17 protein-coding genes are annotated in these 16,202 nt (G+C 75.4%); 5 read left to right on the top strand and 12 right to left on the bottom strand.

Going from position 1 to position 16,202, the window contains the following annotated elements; genetic code table 11:
* Position 1 precedes the first annotated feature (1 nt).
* Together ngcE and ABZ444_RS40325 are read right to left on the bottom strand one after the other, a co-directional pair.
* Complete coding sequence (ngcE, locus tag ABZ444_RS40320; RefSeq protein WP_358009002.1) at positions 2-1,402, bottom strand: N-acetylglucosamine/diacetylchitobiose ABC transporter substrate-binding protein; 1,401 nt, start codon at positions 1,400-1,402, stop codon at positions 2-4.
* A 14-nt stretch (positions 1,403-1,416) separates the two neighbouring features.
* Positions 1,417-2,181 carry an SIS domain-containing protein gene (locus ABZ444_RS40325; RefSeq protein WP_358009003.1) on the bottom strand — a complete coding sequence of 255 codons (765 nt, stop codon included), beginning with the start codon at positions 2,179-2,181 and terminating at the stop codon, positions 1,417-1,419.
* Between the two features lie 152 nt (positions 2,182-2,333).
* On the opposite strand from ABZ444_RS40325, the gene ABZ444_RS40330 reads away from it, so the two are divergent.
* The 3 genes from ABZ444_RS40330 to ABZ444_RS40340 are packed head-to-tail and all read left to right on the top strand — an operon-like array spanning position 2,334 to position 5,382.
* The gene (locus ABZ444_RS40330) at positions 2,334-3,209 is read left to right on the top strand and encodes a MurR/RpiR family transcriptional regulator (RefSeq protein ID WP_357977652.1); all 876 of its coding nucleotides are present in this window, start codon (positions 2,334-2,336) and stop codon (positions 3,207-3,209) included.
* On the top strand, positions 3,209-4,390 hold the full coding sequence (gene rhmD, locus ABZ444_RS40335) for an L-rhamnonate dehydratase (RefSeq protein ID WP_358009005.1): 1,182 nt from the start codon (positions 3,209-3,211) through the stop codon (positions 4,388-4,390). Before ABZ444_RS40330 ends, rhmD begins: the two co-directional genes overlap by 1 nt.
* Positions 4,387-5,382 carry a Gfo/Idh/MocA family oxidoreductase gene (locus tag ABZ444_RS40340; RefSeq protein ID WP_358009007.1) on the top strand — a complete coding sequence of 332 codons (996 nt, stop codon included), beginning with the start codon at positions 4,387-4,389 and terminating at the stop codon, positions 5,380-5,382. The genes rhmD and ABZ444_RS40340 overlap by 4 nt, the downstream gene beginning before the upstream one ends.
* Here ABZ444_RS40340 and ABZ444_RS40345 read toward each other — a convergent pair.
* The gene (locus ABZ444_RS40345; RefSeq protein ID WP_358009009.1) at positions 5,351-5,497 is read right to left on the bottom strand and encodes a hypothetical protein; all 147 of its coding nucleotides are present in this window, start codon (positions 5,495-5,497) and stop codon (positions 5,351-5,353) included. The two genes, ABZ444_RS40340 and ABZ444_RS40345, sit on opposite strands and share 32 nt — an antisense overlap.
* Before the next feature lie 202 nt (positions 5,498-5,699).
* Here ABZ444_RS40345 and ABZ444_RS40350 point away from each other — a divergent pair, with 202 nt between their 5' ends.
* Positions 5,700-6,149, top strand: coding sequence for a hemerythrin domain-containing protein (locus ABZ444_RS40350; RefSeq protein ID WP_358009011.1), 450 nt, complete (start codon positions 5,700-5,702; stop codon positions 6,147-6,149).
* Between the two features lie 18 nt (positions 6,150-6,167).
* Here ABZ444_RS40350 and ABZ444_RS40355 read toward each other — a convergent pair whose 3' ends face one another.
* The 9 genes from ABZ444_RS40355 to ABZ444_RS40395 form a co-directional block, all read right to left on the bottom strand.
* Complete coding sequence (locus tag ABZ444_RS40355; protein ID WP_358009013.1) at positions 6,168-8,807, bottom strand: multicopper oxidase domain-containing protein; 2,640 nt, start codon at positions 8,805-8,807, stop codon at positions 6,168-6,170.
* 57 nt (positions 8,808-8,864) lie between these two features.
* Positions 8,865-9,869 (bottom strand): hypothetical protein, encoded by a 1,005-nt coding sequence (locus tag ABZ444_RS40360; RefSeq protein ID WP_358009015.1) that lies wholly within the window; start codon positions 9,867-9,869, stop codon positions 8,865-8,867.
* Between the two features lie 110 nt (positions 9,870-9,979).
* The gene (locus tag ABZ444_RS40365) at positions 9,980-10,417 is read right to left on the bottom strand and encodes a hypothetical protein (protein ID WP_358009017.1); all 438 of its coding nucleotides are present in this window, start codon (positions 10,415-10,417) and stop codon (positions 9,980-9,982) included.
* Positions 10,414-10,785 carry a hypothetical protein gene (locus tag ABZ444_RS40370; protein ID WP_358009018.1) on the bottom strand — a complete coding sequence of 124 codons (372 nt, stop codon included), beginning with the start codon at positions 10,783-10,785 and terminating at the stop codon, positions 10,414-10,416. Before ABZ444_RS40370 ends, ABZ444_RS40365 begins: the two co-directional genes overlap by 4 nt.
* Positions 10,778-11,983, bottom strand: coding sequence for a TIGR04053 family radical SAM/SPASM domain-containing protein (locus ABZ444_RS40375; RefSeq protein ID WP_358009020.1), 1,206 nt, complete (start codon positions 11,981-11,983; stop codon positions 10,778-10,780). The genes ABZ444_RS40370 and ABZ444_RS40375 overlap by 8 nt, the downstream gene beginning before the upstream one ends.
* Complete coding sequence (locus ABZ444_RS40380) at positions 11,980-13,401, bottom strand: nitronate monooxygenase (RefSeq protein ID WP_358009022.1); 1,422 nt, start codon at positions 13,399-13,401, stop codon at positions 11,980-11,982. Before ABZ444_RS40380 ends, ABZ444_RS40375 begins: the two co-directional genes overlap by 4 nt.
* Positions 13,394-13,951 carry a hemerythrin domain-containing protein gene (locus tag ABZ444_RS40385; RefSeq protein WP_358009024.1) on the bottom strand — a complete coding sequence of 186 codons (558 nt, stop codon included), beginning with the start codon at positions 13,949-13,951 and terminating at the stop codon, positions 13,394-13,396. The genes ABZ444_RS40380 and ABZ444_RS40385 overlap by 8 nt, the downstream gene beginning before the upstream one ends.
* A gap of 13 nt (positions 13,952-13,964) precedes the next feature.
* Positions 13,965-14,456 (bottom strand): hypothetical protein, encoded by a 492-nt coding sequence (locus ABZ444_RS40390; protein WP_358009026.1) that lies wholly within the window; start codon positions 14,454-14,456, stop codon positions 13,965-13,967.
* Between the two features lie 74 nt (positions 14,457-14,530).
* Entirely contained in the window at positions 14,531-15,697 is a 1,167-nt protein-coding gene (locus ABZ444_RS40395; protein WP_358009028.1) for a globin domain-containing protein, read from the bottom strand.
* A 226-nt stretch (positions 15,698-15,923) separates the two neighbouring features.
* Between ABZ444_RS40395 and ABZ444_RS40400 the strand changes: the two genes are divergently transcribed.
* The gene (locus ABZ444_RS40400) at positions 15,924-16,085 is read left to right on the top strand and encodes a hypothetical protein (protein WP_358009030.1); all 162 of its coding nucleotides are present in this window, start codon (positions 15,924-15,926) and stop codon (positions 16,083-16,085) included.
* Positions 16,086-16,202: the final 117 nt, after the last annotated feature.

The following is a 16,202-nucleotide window of genomic DNA, read 5'->3' on the forward strand; positions in this document are numbered from 1 at the left end:
GTTACCTCGAGAACTTCTTGATCGAGGAGTCCTTCTTGACGGCGTCGGCCTTGCGCTGCAGCCGCTCGGCCCACTGCGCGGCGGTGATGCCGCCGGTCATGAGCTGCCCGGTGGCGGCGTCGAGCTCGGTGGCGATCTCCTTGTACCACTCGTGCACCCGCCAGTTGACCAGGCCGGTCCCGGCGGCCTCGAGCGCGGCGGCGGCGCTCCTGAGCCCGGCCCCGGCCTGCGGCGGCAGCGCCGCGCCGCGGACCGTGGTCAGGGTGCTGACCAGGCCGCTGTACTTGCCGGCGCCCTCGCGGGAGACCATCGCGCGCAGGTACTCCATGCCCGCCGCCGGGTTGCGGCTCCTGGCGGCGACGACGAAGCCGGAGCCGGGCATCGCGTGCAGGGCGGTGCCCGGCATCGCCTCGGCCGCCTCCAGCGCGGGGACGGGGAACATGGCGTAGCCGAAGTCGGCGGGGGCGACCTTCTTCTGCTCGTTCTCCAGCCAGGAGCCGTTGGGGATGACGGCGACCTCGCCGCTGTTCTGCCGGGCCTGCGACTCGGTGTGGTTGAGCCCTTCGGTGCCCTGCAGCAGGAACCCCCTGGCGTGCAGCTCGCCGAACGCGCCGGCCGCCGCGGTCAGGGCGTCGGCCTGCCAGGCGCCGTCCTCCAGGTTGTCCACCCGCTTCATCACCTCGGGGCCGCCGTGCTTGACGGCCATGGTGAGGATGGCCTCCCACACGTACCCGGGGTACTTGCCGGCGTAGGCGAACGGCGCGATGCCGGCCTTCTTCATCGTGCCGCACAGGGTGAGGAACTCGTCCCAGGTGGCGGGGGCCGTCCAGCCCTTCTGGGCGAACAGCTTGGCGGAGTGCCAGAACCCGAAGATCATGAACACGTACGGCACGCTGTAGGGGCGGCCGTCGAAGGAGCCCGCCTCGATGGCGGCGGGCAGCAGGACGTCGCGCACCTTCGTGCCCGGGTCGTCCCAGGAGGGGACCTCCAGCAGCGGCGTGAGGTCCTGGAGCTGGCCGCCCTGCACCAGCGCGGCCAGGTCGAGCGCCTGGGCGCCGTCGTTGTTGATGACCTCGGGCGGGTTGCCGCCGACGAAGCGCGGCTGCAGCGTGCCGGAGATCTCCTTGGTGCTGGAGTGCTTGAGCCGCACCTTGGGGTGGCGGCTCAGGAACAGCGGCTCGTGGATGGTGGTGGCGTAGGCGTCGCCGAGGCCGCCGTCGAAGATGACGATCTCCAGGGGGCCGTTCTCGTCGAGGCCGAGCGGGTTGGCGGCGCTGCGCGCGCCGGTGGCGGCCGGCCGGGTGGCGGCGGGGTCGCCGGGGGTGGCGCAGGCCGTGGCCAGCAGGCCGGCCCCGGTCAGGGCGGCGCCGCGCAGGAGCTGCCGCCGGGAGAGGTGGTTCATGGTGGTACTCCTGGTTACCTGGTGGTACGGCGGATGCGCCCGTCGTACCGCTCTTCGAGGCGGCGGTTGTGCTCGTCGCCGCCCTGGACGTTCGCCGACAGGTACACCGGCGGCCGCGTCCCGGACGCCTCCATGCGGCGGGCCACCTCGGCCACGATCTGCTGGGACAGCAGGGCGCCGGTGATGGAGGAGACGCCGCAGGCGCGGCCGCCGTCCCGCAGCGGCAGGATCGCGTCGCCGTACGGCGCGCCGTTGTCGAGCACAATGTCGGCGTGATCGCTCAGACGCAGTCCCGAGGGGTGGCGGGAGGGCATGCGGCCGGAGTGCTCGGCCGAGGTGACCGCGATCAGCGGATGGCCGTGCTCCTTGACCAGGGCGGCGAGCTCGACGATCGAGCCGTTGACCCCGGAGTTGGAGGCGATGACGAACACGTCGCGCGGGTCCGGCGCGGCCAGCTCGTACAGGCGGGGCGCGACGGCGGGATCGCGCTCCAGCAGCGGGTCCGAAAGCACGCCCGGCTCCGCGCCGCCGAGCAGCACGAGGTCGCGCAGCTCGATGCGGTTGGCGGCGACGAGCCCGCCGGCCCGGCCGGTCAGCTCCAGGGCGAACGCCTCGGAGTGGCCGCTGCCGAAGGCCTGCAGCACCCCGCCGGCCTCGACCGCGTCGGCGATCAACGCCGCCGCCTTGTCCACCAGCGGCGCCTGGGACGTGCTCACCTTGGTCAGGACGTCCTGGAGCGCGCTGAAATAGCCGGCCGCGGAGAGGAAGGACATCGGCATCCCGTTCTGGTAGCGATGAATTTTTCTCTGTGGCCGCTAAGGTGCGGGACGTCTCGACCCTTCGTCAAGGGGATTCGGATAACAACTTCGCCGTTGACGCGTTACACGAAGACAAATTATTCTCCGTTGCGATGATGAGAGGCAGGACATCCATGCAGAGCCCGTTGGAGGGCGTCGTCGACCGGATCGCCGAGATGGCGCCGTCGATGCCGGAGGCGCAGCGCGCCATCGCCGACCTGGTGCTGGCCGACCCCGGGGCGGTGGCCCGGCTGACGATCCTCGACCTGGCCGACCGGTGCGGCGTCTCCACCGGCAGCGTCACCCGGCTGTGCCGCTCGCTCGGCCTGAACGGGTACGCCGAGCTGCGCCTGGCGCTGGCCTCCGACAGCGGCCGGTCCAAGGCCGAGCCGTGGAGCGTGAGCATCGGCGCCGACGTGGCCGAGGACGACGGGCTGCCGCGCATCGCCGAGGTGGTCTCGGCGGCGATCGCCCAGGCCACCACCGAGACGCTGGCCGGGCTCGACCTGGCGGCGGCCGAACGCGCCTGCGCGCTGCTCGCCACGGCCCGCAGGGTGTGGGTGTTCGGCGCCGGCGGCAGCTCCACGGTGGCCTCGGAGCTGCAGCAACGGCTCTACCACGTCGGCGTGCCGGCCTGGACCTCGACCGACACGCACATCGCGCTCAGCGGCACCGCGCTGCTCGGCCCCGGCGACGTGGTGGTGGCGATCTCGCACAGCGGCCGCACCAAGGAGGCGGTCGACCTGGTGAGCGAGGCGACGTCGCACGGCGCGGCGACCATCGCGATCTGCAACGACCCCGCCTCGCCGCTGGCCGCCCGCGCCGAGCTCACGCTGCTGACCCGGGTGCAGACCGGGTTCCGCACCGAGGCGCTGGCCACCCGGCACGGCCAGCTCGCCGTGATCGACGTGCTGTTCATCACCGTCGCCCAGCGCACCTTCGACCAGGCCGGCGAGACCATGGCCGCGGCCCAGCAGGCCGTCCGGCCGTACAAGAACCAGGAGAGCTGATGGACCGGATCACCGACGTCCGCGTCTTCGTGGCCGACTACGTCAACCTGCCGCCCGCGGCGGCCGATCCCGGCGACGGCGAGGCGTTACGCCAGTGGAAGCGGCGCAAGGTCGCCAGCCCCATGTCGCAGCACGCCGACTTCCGCGACGACCGGATGGCCGCCATCGGGCCCGACTCGCAGCAGACGGTGGTCGTCCAGGTCGAGAGCGCGTCCGGGCACGTGGGTCTCGGCACAACCAACGGCGGCCTGGTCGTCGCCACCCTGGCCGCCCTGCACCTGGCCTGTCTCGTACGGGGGCAGAGCGCCTTCGACCACGAGCGGCTGTGGGACCGCATGTTCAACAGCACCCTGCACTACGGGCGCAAGGGCCTGGCCCTGCACGCGATCTCCGCCGTCGACCTGGCGATCTGGGACCTGCACGGCCGCATCACCCAGACCCCCGTGCACACCCTGCTCGGCGGGGCGGTGCACGACGGCGTCGAGCTGTACGCGACCGGCCCGCGGCCCGAGGCGGCCCGCAGGCTCGGCTTCCGGGGCGCGAAGATCCCGCTGACCTACGCCCCCGTCGAGGGCGAGGACGGCTTCCGCGCCAACGTCTCGATCGCCGAGCAGGCCCGCCAGGCCGCCGGCCCGGACTTCCCGCTGATGTACGACTGCTGGATGTCGCTCGACGTCGACTACGCCGCCCGCCTGGCCCACGCCGTCGCCCCGCTCGGCTTCGACTGGATCGAGGAGCCGCTGCGCCCGGACGACTACGCCGCCCACCGGCGGCTGCGCGACCGCCTGCCGGCGCCGATGGCGCTGGCCTCCGGCGAGCACGAGTACACCGCCGCCGGCTTCGGCCTGCTGTGCGAGTCGGGCGTGGACGTCGTCCAGCCCGACCCCAACTGGTGCGGCGGGCTCACCGAGCTGCGCCGCATCTCGACGGTGGCCCGCGCGCACGGCGTGCGGCTGGTCCCCCACACCGGCGGCCACTACGCCTACCACTTCATCGCCACCCGGCCCGAGCCGCCGCTGGCCGAGTTCGGCATGTTCGTGGGTGACTGCGACTGGCTCGTCCCGCAACATCCCCTGTGCACCGGTGAGACGTTTCCCGTGGACGGCCGGGTGCGGCTCGGCGACGCGCCCGGGTTCGGGCTGGAGCTCGACCCGTCCGTGCCGTTGCGGAGGGTCGCGTGACCGTCCGGCTCGGGGTGGTCGGGCTGGGGTGGTGGGCCCGCTTCGCCCATCTTCCGGCCATCGCGGCCGCTCCCGGCCTGCGCCTGGCCGCCGTGTGCGACCCCGATCCCGGACGCGCCGAGCCGGGCGTGCCCGCCTTCGCCGACCCGGCCGAGCTGTACGCCTCCGGCCTGGTCGACGGCGTCGTCATCGCCACCCCGCACGCCACCCACCACGCGCTGGCCAGGGCCGCGCTGGAGGCCGGCGTGCACGTGCTGGTCGAGAAGCCCATGACGACGACCGCGGCCGAGGCGTGGGACCTGGTGGCCACGGCCGAGCGCACCGGGACGCACCTGTCGGTCGGCTACACCGGGCAGTACAGCGCCGCCGCCGTCCGGGTGCGGCAGGCCGTGCTGGAGGGGGAGATCGGCGAGCTGGTATGCGTCAACGGCGACTTCTCCTCCGTCATGATGAGCCTGTTCACCGGCGCGCCCACCTACGCCGCCCCGGCCGCCGGCGGCCAGGGCCACTCGCAGCTCACGCACCTGGCCGGCGCGCTGACCAGGGCCACGGGGCAGGGCGCCGGGCAGGTCTTCGCCCTCATGGACCACCGCTCGCTGCCGGTCGACGTGGTCGACGCGGTCACCGTCCGGCTGACCGGCGGCGCGGTGGGTTCGCTGACCGCCACCGGGACCGTGCCCGAGGGCCTGCCCACCCGCCAGCGCCTGCGCCTGTACGGCACCTCGGGCATGGTCGAGCACGACCTCCAGCACGGCACCGCCACGGTGCACCGGCCGGACGGCGCCCGCATCCGCGTGTCCCCCGACCCGAGCCACGCCGCGTGGGCCAAGCACGCGCCGGTGGAGGCGTTCGGGGAGCTGATCGCGGGCCGGGGCCCGAACCACGCGCCGGGCGACGACGCGGCGGCGGCGGTCGCCCTGGTCGAGGCCGCCTACGAGTCAGCCAGGACGGGCCGTCCTGTCACCGTCCCCCCGCGCCCCCGCTCCGGGTGAGCGGCGGGCCAGCAGGGCGAAGCGGTTCCTCGACGACCCGGCCGTGCAGGGCGGCGAAGTCCCAGCCCTCGATCGCCGCCGCCGACGCCCGCGCGACCAGTTCGCCGTACTCCATGGCCGTGATCGTCCCTGATGCCGCCGGTGCCCGTCACGTGGTTTTCCGACGGAGGTCGGGGGCGATCAGGGACTTTCGGCCCTGACCGGCGCGTCGTCCCGGCGGAAAGGGTGGAGGCAAGGGGCGGCCCGGGGAGCGGTACGCGTATGCGCGCGCCCCGGCCGCCGTCGTCGAGAAGCGACCCTCCTGTAAGGACGTGACCATGTGCAATTACTGCGGCTGCCGGGAGTTCCCACTGATCGGCCGCCTGTCCCAGGAGCATTGGGACATCCAGGAGTGCGCGGGGGCGCTGCGCCGCGCCGTCGGGGAGCTGCGCCACGGTGACGCCGTGGCGCTGCTGGCGGACCTGATGGCCCGGCTCGTCCCGCACACCGACACCGAGGAGCGCGGGCTGTTCGCCGAGCTGCGCGCCGAGGGGTCGCTGGCCGAGGAGGTGGCCCGGCTGTGCGCCGAGCACGCCGACATCCACGGCGTCCTCGGCGCGATCGACCCGGCCGCGCCCGACTGGCCCGCCGTGCTGGACGCCCTCGACCGCCTCCACCGGCACATCGACCACGAGGAGCACGGCCTGTTCCCCGCGGCCGTCATCATGCTGCCGCTGGCCACCTGGGACCGCATAACGCCCGGCCAGTCCCCGGCGACGACCGGCTGACCGGCCGGGCGGCGGCGGTCAGTCCTCCGGCGGGGCGCCGACCTTGAACAGGCCGTGCGCGCCCGCCTCCGCCTGCCGCATCGTGTGGTCCACGATCGGGTACGTGCCCGCCTCCGGGAAGACCAGTTCGGCGAAGCCGCCCTGCGCCGGGGCCAGGTCGAGCGCCTGCGCGCCGCCCGCGTCCTCGGTGCGCAGCCGGTAGGCGCCCTCCTTGTAGACCGTGTCGAACGGCGCGCCCACCACGTGCAGGGACGTGCCCGAGCTGGGGCCGGCGGCCACCGCCCAGATGCGGACCCGCTCCCCGGCCGTGGCCGGCAGCGGGGCGTGGTCGTAGCCGGCGGCGGTGCCGTTGAACATCCAGCCGTCCGGGGCGCCCTGCCGGATCTTGGCGACCTGCGCCTCGCCGCCCGGCTCGCCGAGATACAGCTCGCCCTGGACCAGCAGGTACTCGCGGTCGACCTTGGGCAGGTCCGGCGGGTCGATGACGACGGCGCCGTACATGCCGTTGGCGATGTGCTGGGTCATCGGCATGGTCGAGCAGTGGTAGAGCCACGCCCCGGCGTAGTCGGCGCGGAAGCGGTAGGTCAGCCGCTCGCCCGGCTGGATCGTGCGCATCGGCCCGTCCGGTGCGGTGGCGCCGGCGTGGAAGTCGATGCCGTGGCCCATGGTGGCGGCGTTGACGAACGTCACGACGAACACGTCCCCGACCTTGCCGCGCAGCACCGGGCCCGGCATGGTGCCGTTGAACGTCCAGACGCGCTGCCGCATCCCGGGCGCGACCTCCTGGACGAGCCGGTCGTCGGCGCGGATCTCGACGTGGTGCTCGGTGCCGCCGGGCGCGGGCCGGAGCGTCGCGTCGTGGGGTCGCCAGCCGGACGACATGGGCGCCGCCAGGTCGAGCGCCCCGGGCACGGCCGGGGCGGCGTCGGTGGTCGTGTGACCGGTGTGGCCGGTGGCCTCCTGGGGCCGGGACGCCGCCGCCGGGGCGCCGGTCGGGGCCAGGCGCATGGTCATGCCCGCGGCGCGGTGCCCGGCGACCGTGCACCAGCCGTCCACCGGCCCGCCCAGCGGCGCCAGGCGCAGCGTCGCGCTCTGGCCGGGAGCCAGCATCGGGGTGCGTTCGCCGGTCGCCAGGCGCAGGTCGTGCCGCTGGGCGTCGGCGTTGGTGACCCGCAACGTCAGCACGGTCCCCACGGGGGCCTCGATCACGGTGGGGCGGATCCGCATCCCGGACAGCGTCACCTCGACCGTGCGGGAGCCGGTCGCGGTCACCGCCGCCGGTCCTGACCCGCCGGACGTGGCGACGACGACCGCGGCGGCCGTCAGCAGGCAGCCGGCGACCACCCCGGCGAGGGCGGGCAGCGACCGCCGCCACCCCGGGCCGCCCTCGCCCCCGGCAGCCGGGGAGGCGGCGGGCGGGCGGGGGCGGGTCAGGGCGGTCGCCGCCAGGGCGACGAAGGCCAGCACGGCGGCCAGCACCGACGCCCATCCCAGCAGCACGACCGGCCGCGGCACCGGCAGGACCAGCAGCGGCACCCCCACGTTGAGCGCCGCCAGCCGCACCGGCCAGCCGCGCTCCAGCAGCGCCGCGTTCTCCTTGAACCGGGCCGGGCCGCCGCCCAGCACCGCGGGCAGCAGGTGCAGCAGCGACCCGAGCAGCACCTGCGCCACGAACCCGACCAGCATCAGCGGCAGCAGCGGGGCCAGCGCGGCGGCGACCTGGTGCGCCGGCCTGGTGGCCACCACCACCAGATCGGCGGCCAGCGCCACCTCGAACCAGACGATCGCCGCTCCCAGCATCCACGCCGCGCCGGTGTGCGGCCGCCTGCGCCGCAGCGCGTCGCCCAGGGGGACGAGCACCGCCAGCCCGCCGGCCGCGTACGCCGCCAGCCCGGCCAGGGCCACCCACCGCCAGCCCGCCAGCAGCCCGGCGACCGCCACCGTCAGTCCCGGCGCGGCCAGCCACAACCCCACGCGCGAGGCCCGGCGGGTCCGGTCCGACATGCGGGTGCGCAGGACCGTCGGCCACAGGGTGAACAGGGTGCCGAGCACGGTGAGCCCGATCCAGCCGAAGACGTTCACCTGGGAGTGGGCGGCGCTCATGCGCTCGTGGAGCGCGCCCTGGACGGTCTGGGCGGCCATCAGCCCGCCGAGGACGCCGCCGGCGGCGAGCGCGCAGGCGGCGGTGACGTACCAGCCGATGACGTGGCCGAACCGGCCGGGCAGCGCGCAGCGGACGAGCCGGACCAGGACGGCCGCGTGCCACAGCACCACGCCCGTCAGCAGCGCCGCGCCGGCCGCCGCCAGGTGCCACGGCCCGTACGCCACCCCGGCCAGCACCGCGACCGTGGCCATGTTGAGCAGCGCCAGCCGGGTCAGGCTGACCCGCTCGGACGGGCCGCGGACGCGCAGCAGCGCCACCGTGAAGTGCTCGCTCCAGATGAGCACGGCCGTGCTGACCGCGCCGAGCAGGAACACGTGGATCAGCAGCCACGACGGCGCCGGCAGCACGTCGCCCGCCAGGGCGGCCACGACGGTCAGCGCCAGCCAGGCGACGACGATCGCGTTCGCCCGCAGGTGCCAGGACGCGCGGGCCCGCCTCGGCGGCGGCGGCAGGTCGATCGGCCTGCCGCTCTCTATACGGATGTCGACCGGCATCCCGGGCACCTTCCTGTCCGTGGCCGGCGAGGCCGGGTGGATCGGGGACCGCCCCGCTCAGGCACGCCGGGCCCCCGCCCGGTCGAGCACCTCGTACACCGGGCGCCGGGGGACGCGCGGGACCGGCGGGCCGTACCCGAGCCTGATCAGCATCTGCACGTGCCCGAACGGTCCGGGCCGGTCGCCGCGGTGCTGCGGTGGGCGCAGGTCGAGCGGCTGGCTGAACATCGAGGCCGCCACGCCGTGCGCGGTGGCGGTGAGCAGGACGCGTTGCAGGGCCTGCCCTGCGCGCAGCCAGTCGTGCGGGCCGTCGCCCCGGGTGAACAGGGCGACGAGCTGCGGCTCCGCCTCGAAGTCGGCGACCTCGCCGCCGCCGAAGCCGCGCATGGGCAGTTCGCCGCAGCGCGGGCGCGGGCCGAAGGCGTGGGCGGGGACGCCGTCGGCGCCCGCCGCCCCGGGACGGGTCCAGCGGGCCAGCTCGGCCCGGTAGGCGGCGTCGGCCGTCAGCGTGTCGTCGGCCAGGGCCACCATGTCCAGCACCCGCCTGGCCGTCCCGCCCTTGACGAGGAGCAGCGTGGCGTCCTCGTCGTGGGCGGCGTTGACCAGGTCGAGCAGGACGTCCCTGGGCAGCGGGCGGCGCTCGAAGGGGAAGCGGTTGGTGCGCCGGTGCGGGATCATGTCGTGCAGCAGCCGCTCGTCCGGGGTGGGCGGCCCGCCGGGCGTGGCCCGTACGGTCGCCAGCAGGTCGGGCCGGCCGGTCGGGTCGGGCAGCGGCAGGACGCCGGGGTCGTGCCCGGTCATCCGGACCGCCAGCCGCAGGTTGAACAGCGCGGCCCCGCAGCTGATGCCGAGCCCGCGCCCCAGGGGGTCGGTGACGGCGAGCAGCCGGTCGAGGTCGGCGTACAGCTCCATGGTGGTGTCGTCGAGGCGGCGGAAGCGCCAGGGCTGGGTGTTGTGCACCGAGGGCGCCGCGACGGCGGAGGCGACGATCCGGCGCACGCCGGCATGTGAGGCGAAGGGGCGGTCCCAGGTGCGGGCGCCGGGGACGCCGGCGCCGGTCATCGCGGGGCTCCCGGCACGACGGTAACTGCGGGCATGTCTCCACGATGTCGCGGCCGGCGGTGCTCCCGTCAGGGACCAAAGTCCCTTTCCGCGCCTCCGATCGGCCATGCTCAGGTGGCGGGCAGCGCGGCGGCCAGCAGCACGACGCCGATCGACCCCACCAGGGCGCTGACGGCCATGGCGCGGGCCAGGCGGGGACGGGCGTGGGCGGCGGCCCACCCGTGCAGGGCGGCGGCGGCCATGACGGCGCAGAACAGCAGGAGTTTGGCGGCCAGGGTGCGGCCGTAGCCGGGTTCGGCGAGCGAGGCCCAGGTGACGCCCTTGTGCCAGGCGATGGCCACGCCGGTGGCGAGCTGGAGGGGCAGGAACAGGGCGGCGGTGAGCAGCCCGAAGCGGCGGCCGACGGCGCCGAGCACCTGGGCGCGGCGCTCGTCGTCCAGCAGGCGCCGGGCCAGGGGCAGCAGGACGAGGGAGACGGCGAGCTGGCCGCCGACCCACAGCGCGGCCCCGAGCACGTGCAGGAAGCGCACCACCGACCACCAGGTCATCGCGCGCCCGCCCGGTCGCCGGACGCCGGCCGGCGAGGGATGCCGGTCGCGCCGAGGTGGAGCCGGGCGTAGAAGTCCTCCAGCGCGGCCAGGGTGCTGTTGATCGTGCTGGGGGCGTAGCGGCCGTCCAGCTCGCCGTGGTAGACGTGGGCGGTGCGGACGGCCACGGTCGTGTCGGCCAGCGGCTCGCCCGCCAGCCGGCCGCGGGCCGAGGCGGCGGCGACCCAGGTCAGGTAGCGGCCGACGCGGCGCAGGTAGCTGGCCTTGCTGGAGGCGGCCAGCGGCGAGCCGGCCAGCGCGGCGGCGTAGGCGGCCAGCATCGTGTCGTAGGGCGCGGCCAGCCCGCCGGCCCTTCTCCTGTCATACACGGGCGGCTCGTACATGGGCGGCCAGTTCCTTCTGGTAGGGGAAGCTGCCGGGCTCGTAGGCGCACCACGGCTCCTCGCCGAGGACGTCTCCCGAGCAAGCGTAGGCGCGTGAACGGGAGCCGCCGCAGATCGTCCGGAACTCGCACGCGCCGCACCGGCCGGTCAGCCGGTCGGGGTCGCGCAGCGCGGTGAACAGCGGCGCGGAGCGGTAGATCTCGGTCAGGGGCCGGTCGCGCACGTTCCCGGCGTCCAGCGGGAGGAAGCCCGAGGGATGCACGGTCCCGGTGTGGGAGACGAAGACGAACCCGCGTCCGGCGTTGACGTCGACGGGCGGGCGGCGGGTGCGCCGCTCCTCGATCAGCCCGGCCTGCTCGGCGCGTCGCCGCAGGGTGCGGTAGAGCGGGCCGAGCCGCAGCGCCTCGGCGTGGTCCACGCCCTGCCCGGCCAGGACGAGCCGTTGCACGGCGACCCGCCGGAAGTGGTGCGCCTCGGTGGTCTTGACCGGGATCGCGGTGCCGACGTCGTGCACGAAGTGCAGCACGTCCTCGGTCTCCTGCGGGGTCAGGGCCGACAGGTCGCGGCCCCGGCCGGTGGGCACGAGGAAGAACACGCTCCACAGCAGCGCGCCCTCCTGGCGTACCAGGGCGGCGATGTCCGGCAGGCTCGCCAGGTTGTGGCGGGTCACGGTGGTGTTGATCTGCACCTTCAGCCCGGCTTCGCGGGCCGCCCGCCAGGCGCGCAGGGTACGGGTGAACACCCCGTCGTAGCCGCGGAAGGCGTCGTGGACGGGCGCGGTCGCGCCGTCGAGGCTGAGCGAGACGGCGGCGGCCCCGGCCTCGCGCAGCCGGGCGAGATTGGCCGGGTCGAGCGCGGGGGTGGCCGACGGGGACACCGCCGGGGCCAGGCCGCCGGCGCGGGCGTGGCGGACCAGGTCGAGCAGGTCGGGCCGCTCGAACGGGTCACCACCGGTGATCACGAACAGCGGCGGGGGCGTGCCGAAGTCCGCCACCTGGCCGATGAGCCGGTACGCCTCCTCGGTGGTCAGCTCCTCCGGGTGCCGGTCGGGCACGGCTTCGGCGCGGCAGTGCAGGCAGGCCAGCGGGCAGGCGCGGGTGGCCTCCCAGATCACGATGAACGGGCTCGCGGCGACGTCGCGCCGGACGCGGCGCAGCGGCCGCCCGCCGGGTGGTGCGGTCATGCGGGTGCTCCTCGCAGGAGGTGGTTCACGACGTCGGCGGCCGAGTGGTCGTCGGGCAGGCCGTCCAGGAAGCCGAGGTCCTGGCCCAGGGTGAGCAGGGCGGGCTCGTGGTAGCCGTCGGCGCGGTGCTGGCCCAGGCCGATGGCGGCGGTCAGCCCGTTGCACAGGCACTGGCGGCCCTCGGCCTCCTCGGCGGGCCGGCCCTTGCGGACGTAGGCGTCCACGGGTTCGGCGGGGCAGCGGTAGCCGATCGCGCCGCCGGGCCTGACGTACGGGGTGCGCAGGTAGCCCAGGTCGCACAGCCGGGGACGCCGGTCGAACACCTCGGGCTCCGACAGGGTGCCGGGCAGGCTCGCGACCTTGAACGGGAAGCCGGTGGGCGAGGCGCGCGGGTCGTTGCGCACCTCCAGCGCGCCCCGGCGGGCCCGGCTCAGCATGCGCCGCCGCAGGCCGTCGTCGAGGCCCGACTCCCGGCACAGCGCGAAGGCCGTCCCGACCTGGATGCCGGTGGCGCCGGTGGCCCGCGCGCCGGCCGCGCCGCCGGGGGTGGCGTAGCCGCCGGCCAGCCAGAACGGCAGCCCGATCGCGGCGACCTTGGCGGTGTCGGCCTCGTCGCGCGGCCCGTAGACGGGTTCGCCGCGCTCGTCGAGCACCAGCCGGCCGCGCGGCGGCGCGCTGTGCCCGCCGGCCACCGGCGCCTCCAGGACGAACCCGTCGGGCCTGGTCACCGGCGAGCGGGCCAGGTAGGCGGCCAGCACGTGGGAGGAGACGATCGCCAGCAGCTTGGGGCGCCGCAGCGGCTCGGCCGGGGCGGGCCACAGCGCCGCCGGGTCGAGGCCGACCGTGTGCCGGGCGTCGCCGGCCTCGGCCACGGCGACGGTGAGCTCGGCCGGGCGGTGGGCGGCGAAGGCGTCGAGCAGCGCCGGGATCTCCGCCGGGATGCCGGCGCCCATCAGGACGTAGTCGACGCCGGCCAGCATCGCGCCGTAGGCGGCGGCGGGCGTGGCGAGCTGGATCTTCTCCAGGTAGTTGACGCCGACCGGCCCGTCGTGGCCCTGCTTGGCCAGGAAGACCTCGGCGAAGTTGGCGGCCACGGCCAGCTCGTCGCGGGCCCGGCTGGGCCGCAGCCCGAGCCGGGGCACCGGCCGGTACGGCGTGCCGGGCGCGATCCCGCCGGGCACGAAGTAGCGTCCGAGCACCCGTTCGGCGATCTCGGGGATGGGGCAGCAGGCCAGCGCCCGGCGCAGGTCGCCGCCGGGGTCGCCGCGCTGCAGGCGGCGGGCCAGGGCGACGTCCAGGGCGGTGCCCGACACCACGCCGAGCTGCCCGGTGCGGGCGACCGCGCGCGCCAGCCGCCACCCGGACACCGCGACACCCATGCCGCCCTGGATCAGGACGGGGAGCCCGGCCTCAGACACGCCGCGCCCGCAGCGTGCCGGCCCAGGTGAGCACGTCGGCGTTGATCTCCCTGGCCACCTCGCGGGTGGCCAGGATGTGCACGACGTCGTCCTCGGGCAGCGTCTCGACCATGAGCGACAGGCCGTCGCAGTCGCTGACGTGCGGCAGGATCTCCCGTGCCAGGGCGATGCCCCAGGCGGCCTGGTTCTCGTCGATCTCGCCCAGGCCGTCGAGCGCGGCCAGGTCGGCCAGCTCGGCCAGCTCGCGGATGTTGCGGATCGTGTCGTCGTGGTCGTTGAGCAGCTTGTCCACGTAGTGCGCGCCGAGGACGGCCTTCAGGCCGGGGTACATGGCTTCCTCCTCGTAGCGGAAGTGCGGCCCGACGGCCGCCGACAGGGCCGCCACCAGCTTCCCGGCCCGCGCCGCGTCGCCGGTGCCGAAGGCGTCGATCAGCGCGAGCAGCAGGTCCCTGACCTCGCGGTGCTCGGCGTGGAAGGTCTCGGTGAAGTGATGGCCGATGGACAGCACACAGTCCTCCAGCTGGGTGGTTCCGGACGTCGCCGGTCGCATGGTTCCGTCCCCGTCACTGGTCGGCGGCGAGGGTGGCGCCGCAGGTCAGCAGGGCGGCGCCGGTGACGGTCAGCAGCCCGCCCAGGCCGATGGCCAGGTTGCCGAGCTGCCAGGCCTGGTAGGCGTTGAGCAGGGAGGCGCGCAGCATCTGGCCGGTGAAGGCGGTCCGCCGCAGGCTCTCCAGCTCGGCGTCCGCGCCGCCCGCCGCGAACAGCTCGGCGCTGACCTGCGCGTACGTCCGGCCGCCGGTGGCGGTCAGCACGTTGCGGCCGATCACCTGGGCGTAGGCCCTGGCCTGCGGGCCGGTCAGGACGGCGCGGCCCTGGTGGGCGGCGAGCTCGGCGGGCAGCCCCTTGCCGGGGAAGCTGATGGCCTGCCGGCGCAGCTCGCCGCGGATCTCGCCGCGCGCCTGGACGCCCCGGGCGGCCATGACGGGACCGGCGGCCACCATCGCGGCGCCGGCGGCGCCCAGAAGCGCCCTCGCCGCGCCTCGGACAACGCTCATCTCATACTCCTGGTCACGTGGATCGCGGATGGATCGGCGGGTGGATCGGGCAGCCGGGCCGCCGCGGCGGGCGGTCAGCCGGCGGCGAGCCACAGGTCGGGCCCGAAGACCTCGTAGTGCACGTCGCGCGCCGCCACGCCGGCCTTCAGCAGCGCGGCGCGCGCCTCGCGCATGAACGGCAGCGGCCCGCACAGGTAGGCGACCGCGCCCTGCGGGATCGGCACGCCGCCGAGGTCCATCAGGCCGTCGCGGTCGGGGGCCTGGGCGCCGTGCTCGTACCAGAAGACGTGGTCGGGGGCCAGGCGGGTCATGTCCTCGCGCAACGCGTGCCGGTCGGGCGAGCGGTCGGCGTGCAGGGCCAGGACGCGGCGGCGGGAGCCGGTGGCGGCGAGGTGGTCGAGCATGGCCACCATGGGGGTGCCGCCGATGCCGGCGCTCACCAGCACCAGCGGCGCCTCGGAGTCGTCCAGGGTGACGTCGCCGAAGGGCGCCGACAGGGTGAGCTCGTCGCCCTGGCGGACGGTGGCGTGCAGCAGGGTGGACACCTCGCCGGCGGGGTCGTCGTCCACGCGCTTGACGGTGATCCTGCGCAGGCCGTCGCCGGCGTTGGACAGCGTGTACTGGCGGAGCTGGCGCACGCCGTCGGGCATCTCGACCTGGACGCTGACGTACTGGCCGGGACGGGCGGGCGGCGGGGGCTCCTCGCCGAGCGGGGTGAGCAGGAAGGAGACGACGTCGGGCGTCTCCTCGCGGCGGCCGGCCACCCGCCAGCGCCGCCACGTGCGGCCCTCGACGGCGCCGGCCTCGGCGTAGAGGCGGGCCTCCATCGCGATCAGGGCGCCGGCCATCAGCCAGTACACCTCGTCCCAGGCGGCGGCGACCTGCGGGGTGACGGCCTCGCCCAGCACCTCGGCGATCGCGCCGAACAGGTACTTGTGCACGATCACGTACTGGTCGTCGGTGACGCCGACCGCGGTGTGCTTGTGCGCGATCCGCGCGAGCAGGTGGTCGGGCCGCTGGTCGGGGTGGTCCAGGAGCATGGTGGCGAAGGCGGCGACGGAGGCCGCCAGCGCCTTGCGCTGCTCGCCGCTGGCCTGGTTGCCGCGGTTGAACAGGCCGTCCAGCAGCTCGGGCCGGTCGGCGAACATCGTCGCGTAGAACCGCTCGGTGATGGCGTCGAGCGAGGCGCCCACGACGGGCAGCGTGGCGCGGACGACGGCGGCGGATTCCGCGGACAACATTGTGACCTCCACAGTCCCGGGGGTGAGACCCGCGACCGCGGGCCGGTTCTCAGGCTAGGGAGCGCGGCCCGCCTGCTGACCGGGGCGAACGTCCGCACTTGAAGGGCCGAAGGTCCCGGACGGGACATCCGGCCACCCGCGGGCCGGTCGCCGGGGAAGAGGGGACTTTCGTCCCTGCCGCGGGCGGCGCCGGGCCGGGGATCCTGGAGACCATTCGGTCACGGCGGTGGGGCACGCCCGCGAGGTGACCGACGCCGCCGAGCTGGCCCGGCTGGCGCAGCTGCCGCTGACGACGTGGGCGCCGGGCGACCGGGACCACTACATCGTGGTCGAGGCCGAGCACATCTCCGGCCGCCGCATCGCCCCCGCCCGCGCGCCCGTCCTGTGACGGGTCTTCGAGTCGTGGGGGCCGCCCCCCCGCCGGGGGGGGGGCCCGCCCGGCGCCGGGGCCCCCCGCCCCCCCCGCCCCGACCTGCACGTCGGCATCTGCGGCGAGCACGGCGGC

Source organism: Nonomuraea sp. NPDC005730 (genome assembly GCF_040630865.1).
In the GTDB taxonomy this organism is placed as follows: domain Bacteria; phylum Actinomycetota; class Actinomycetes; order Streptosporangiales; family Streptosporangiaceae; genus Nonomuraea.

Bases quoted from the DNA above. Each gene is read 5' to 3' on its own strand.
- ABZ444_RS40365 (WP_358009017.1), bottom strand. From the start codon at position 10,417: ATGACCTGGTGGTCGGTGGTGCGCTTCCTGCACGTGCTCGGGGCCGCG.
- ABZ444_RS40385 (WP_358009024.1), bottom strand. From the start codon at position 13,951: ATGCGACCGGCGACGTCCGGAACCACCCAGCTGGAGGACTGTGTGCTG.
- ABZ444_RS40360 (WP_358009015.1), bottom strand. From the start codon at position 9,869: ATGACCGGCGCCGGCGTCCCCGGCGCCCGCACCTGGGACCGCCCCTTC.
- rhmD (WP_358009005.1), top strand. From the start codon at position 3,209: ATGGACCGGATCACCGACGTCCGCGTCTTCGTGGCCGACTACGTCAAC.
- ABZ444_RS40395 (WP_358009028.1), bottom strand. From the start codon at position 15,697: ATGTTGTCCGCGGAATCCGCCGCCGTCGTCCGCGCCACGCTGCCCGTC.
- ABZ444_RS40390 (WP_358009026.1), bottom strand. From the start codon at position 14,456: ATGAGCGTTGTCCGAGGCGCGGCGAGGGCGCTTCTGGGCGCCGCCGGC.
- ABZ444_RS40330 (WP_357977652.1), top strand. From the start codon at position 2,334: ATGCAGAGCCCGTTGGAGGGCGTCGTCGACCGGATCGCCGAGATGGCG.
- ABZ444_RS40355 (WP_358009013.1), bottom strand. From the start codon at position 8,807: ATGCCGGTCGACATCCGTATAGAGAGCGGCAGGCCGATCGACCTGCCG.
- ABZ444_RS40375 (WP_358009020.1), bottom strand. From the start codon at position 11,983: ATGACCGCACCACCCGGCGGGCGGCCGCTGCGCCGCGTCCGGCGCGAC.
- ABZ444_RS40345 (WP_358009009.1), bottom strand. From the start codon at position 5,497: ATGGAGTACGGCGAACTGGTCGCGCGGGCGTCGGCGGCGGCGATCGAG.
- ABZ444_RS40350 (WP_358009011.1), top strand. From the start codon at position 5,700: ATGTGCAATTACTGCGGCTGCCGGGAGTTCCCACTGATCGGCCGCCTG.
- ABZ444_RS40325 (WP_358009003.1), bottom strand. From the start codon at position 2,181: ATGCCGATGTCCTTCCTCTCCGCGGCCGGCTATTTCAGCGCGCTCCAG.
- ngcE (WP_358009002.1), bottom strand. From the start codon at position 1,402: ATGAACCACCTCTCCCGGCGGCAGCTCCTGCGCGGCGCCGCCCTGACC.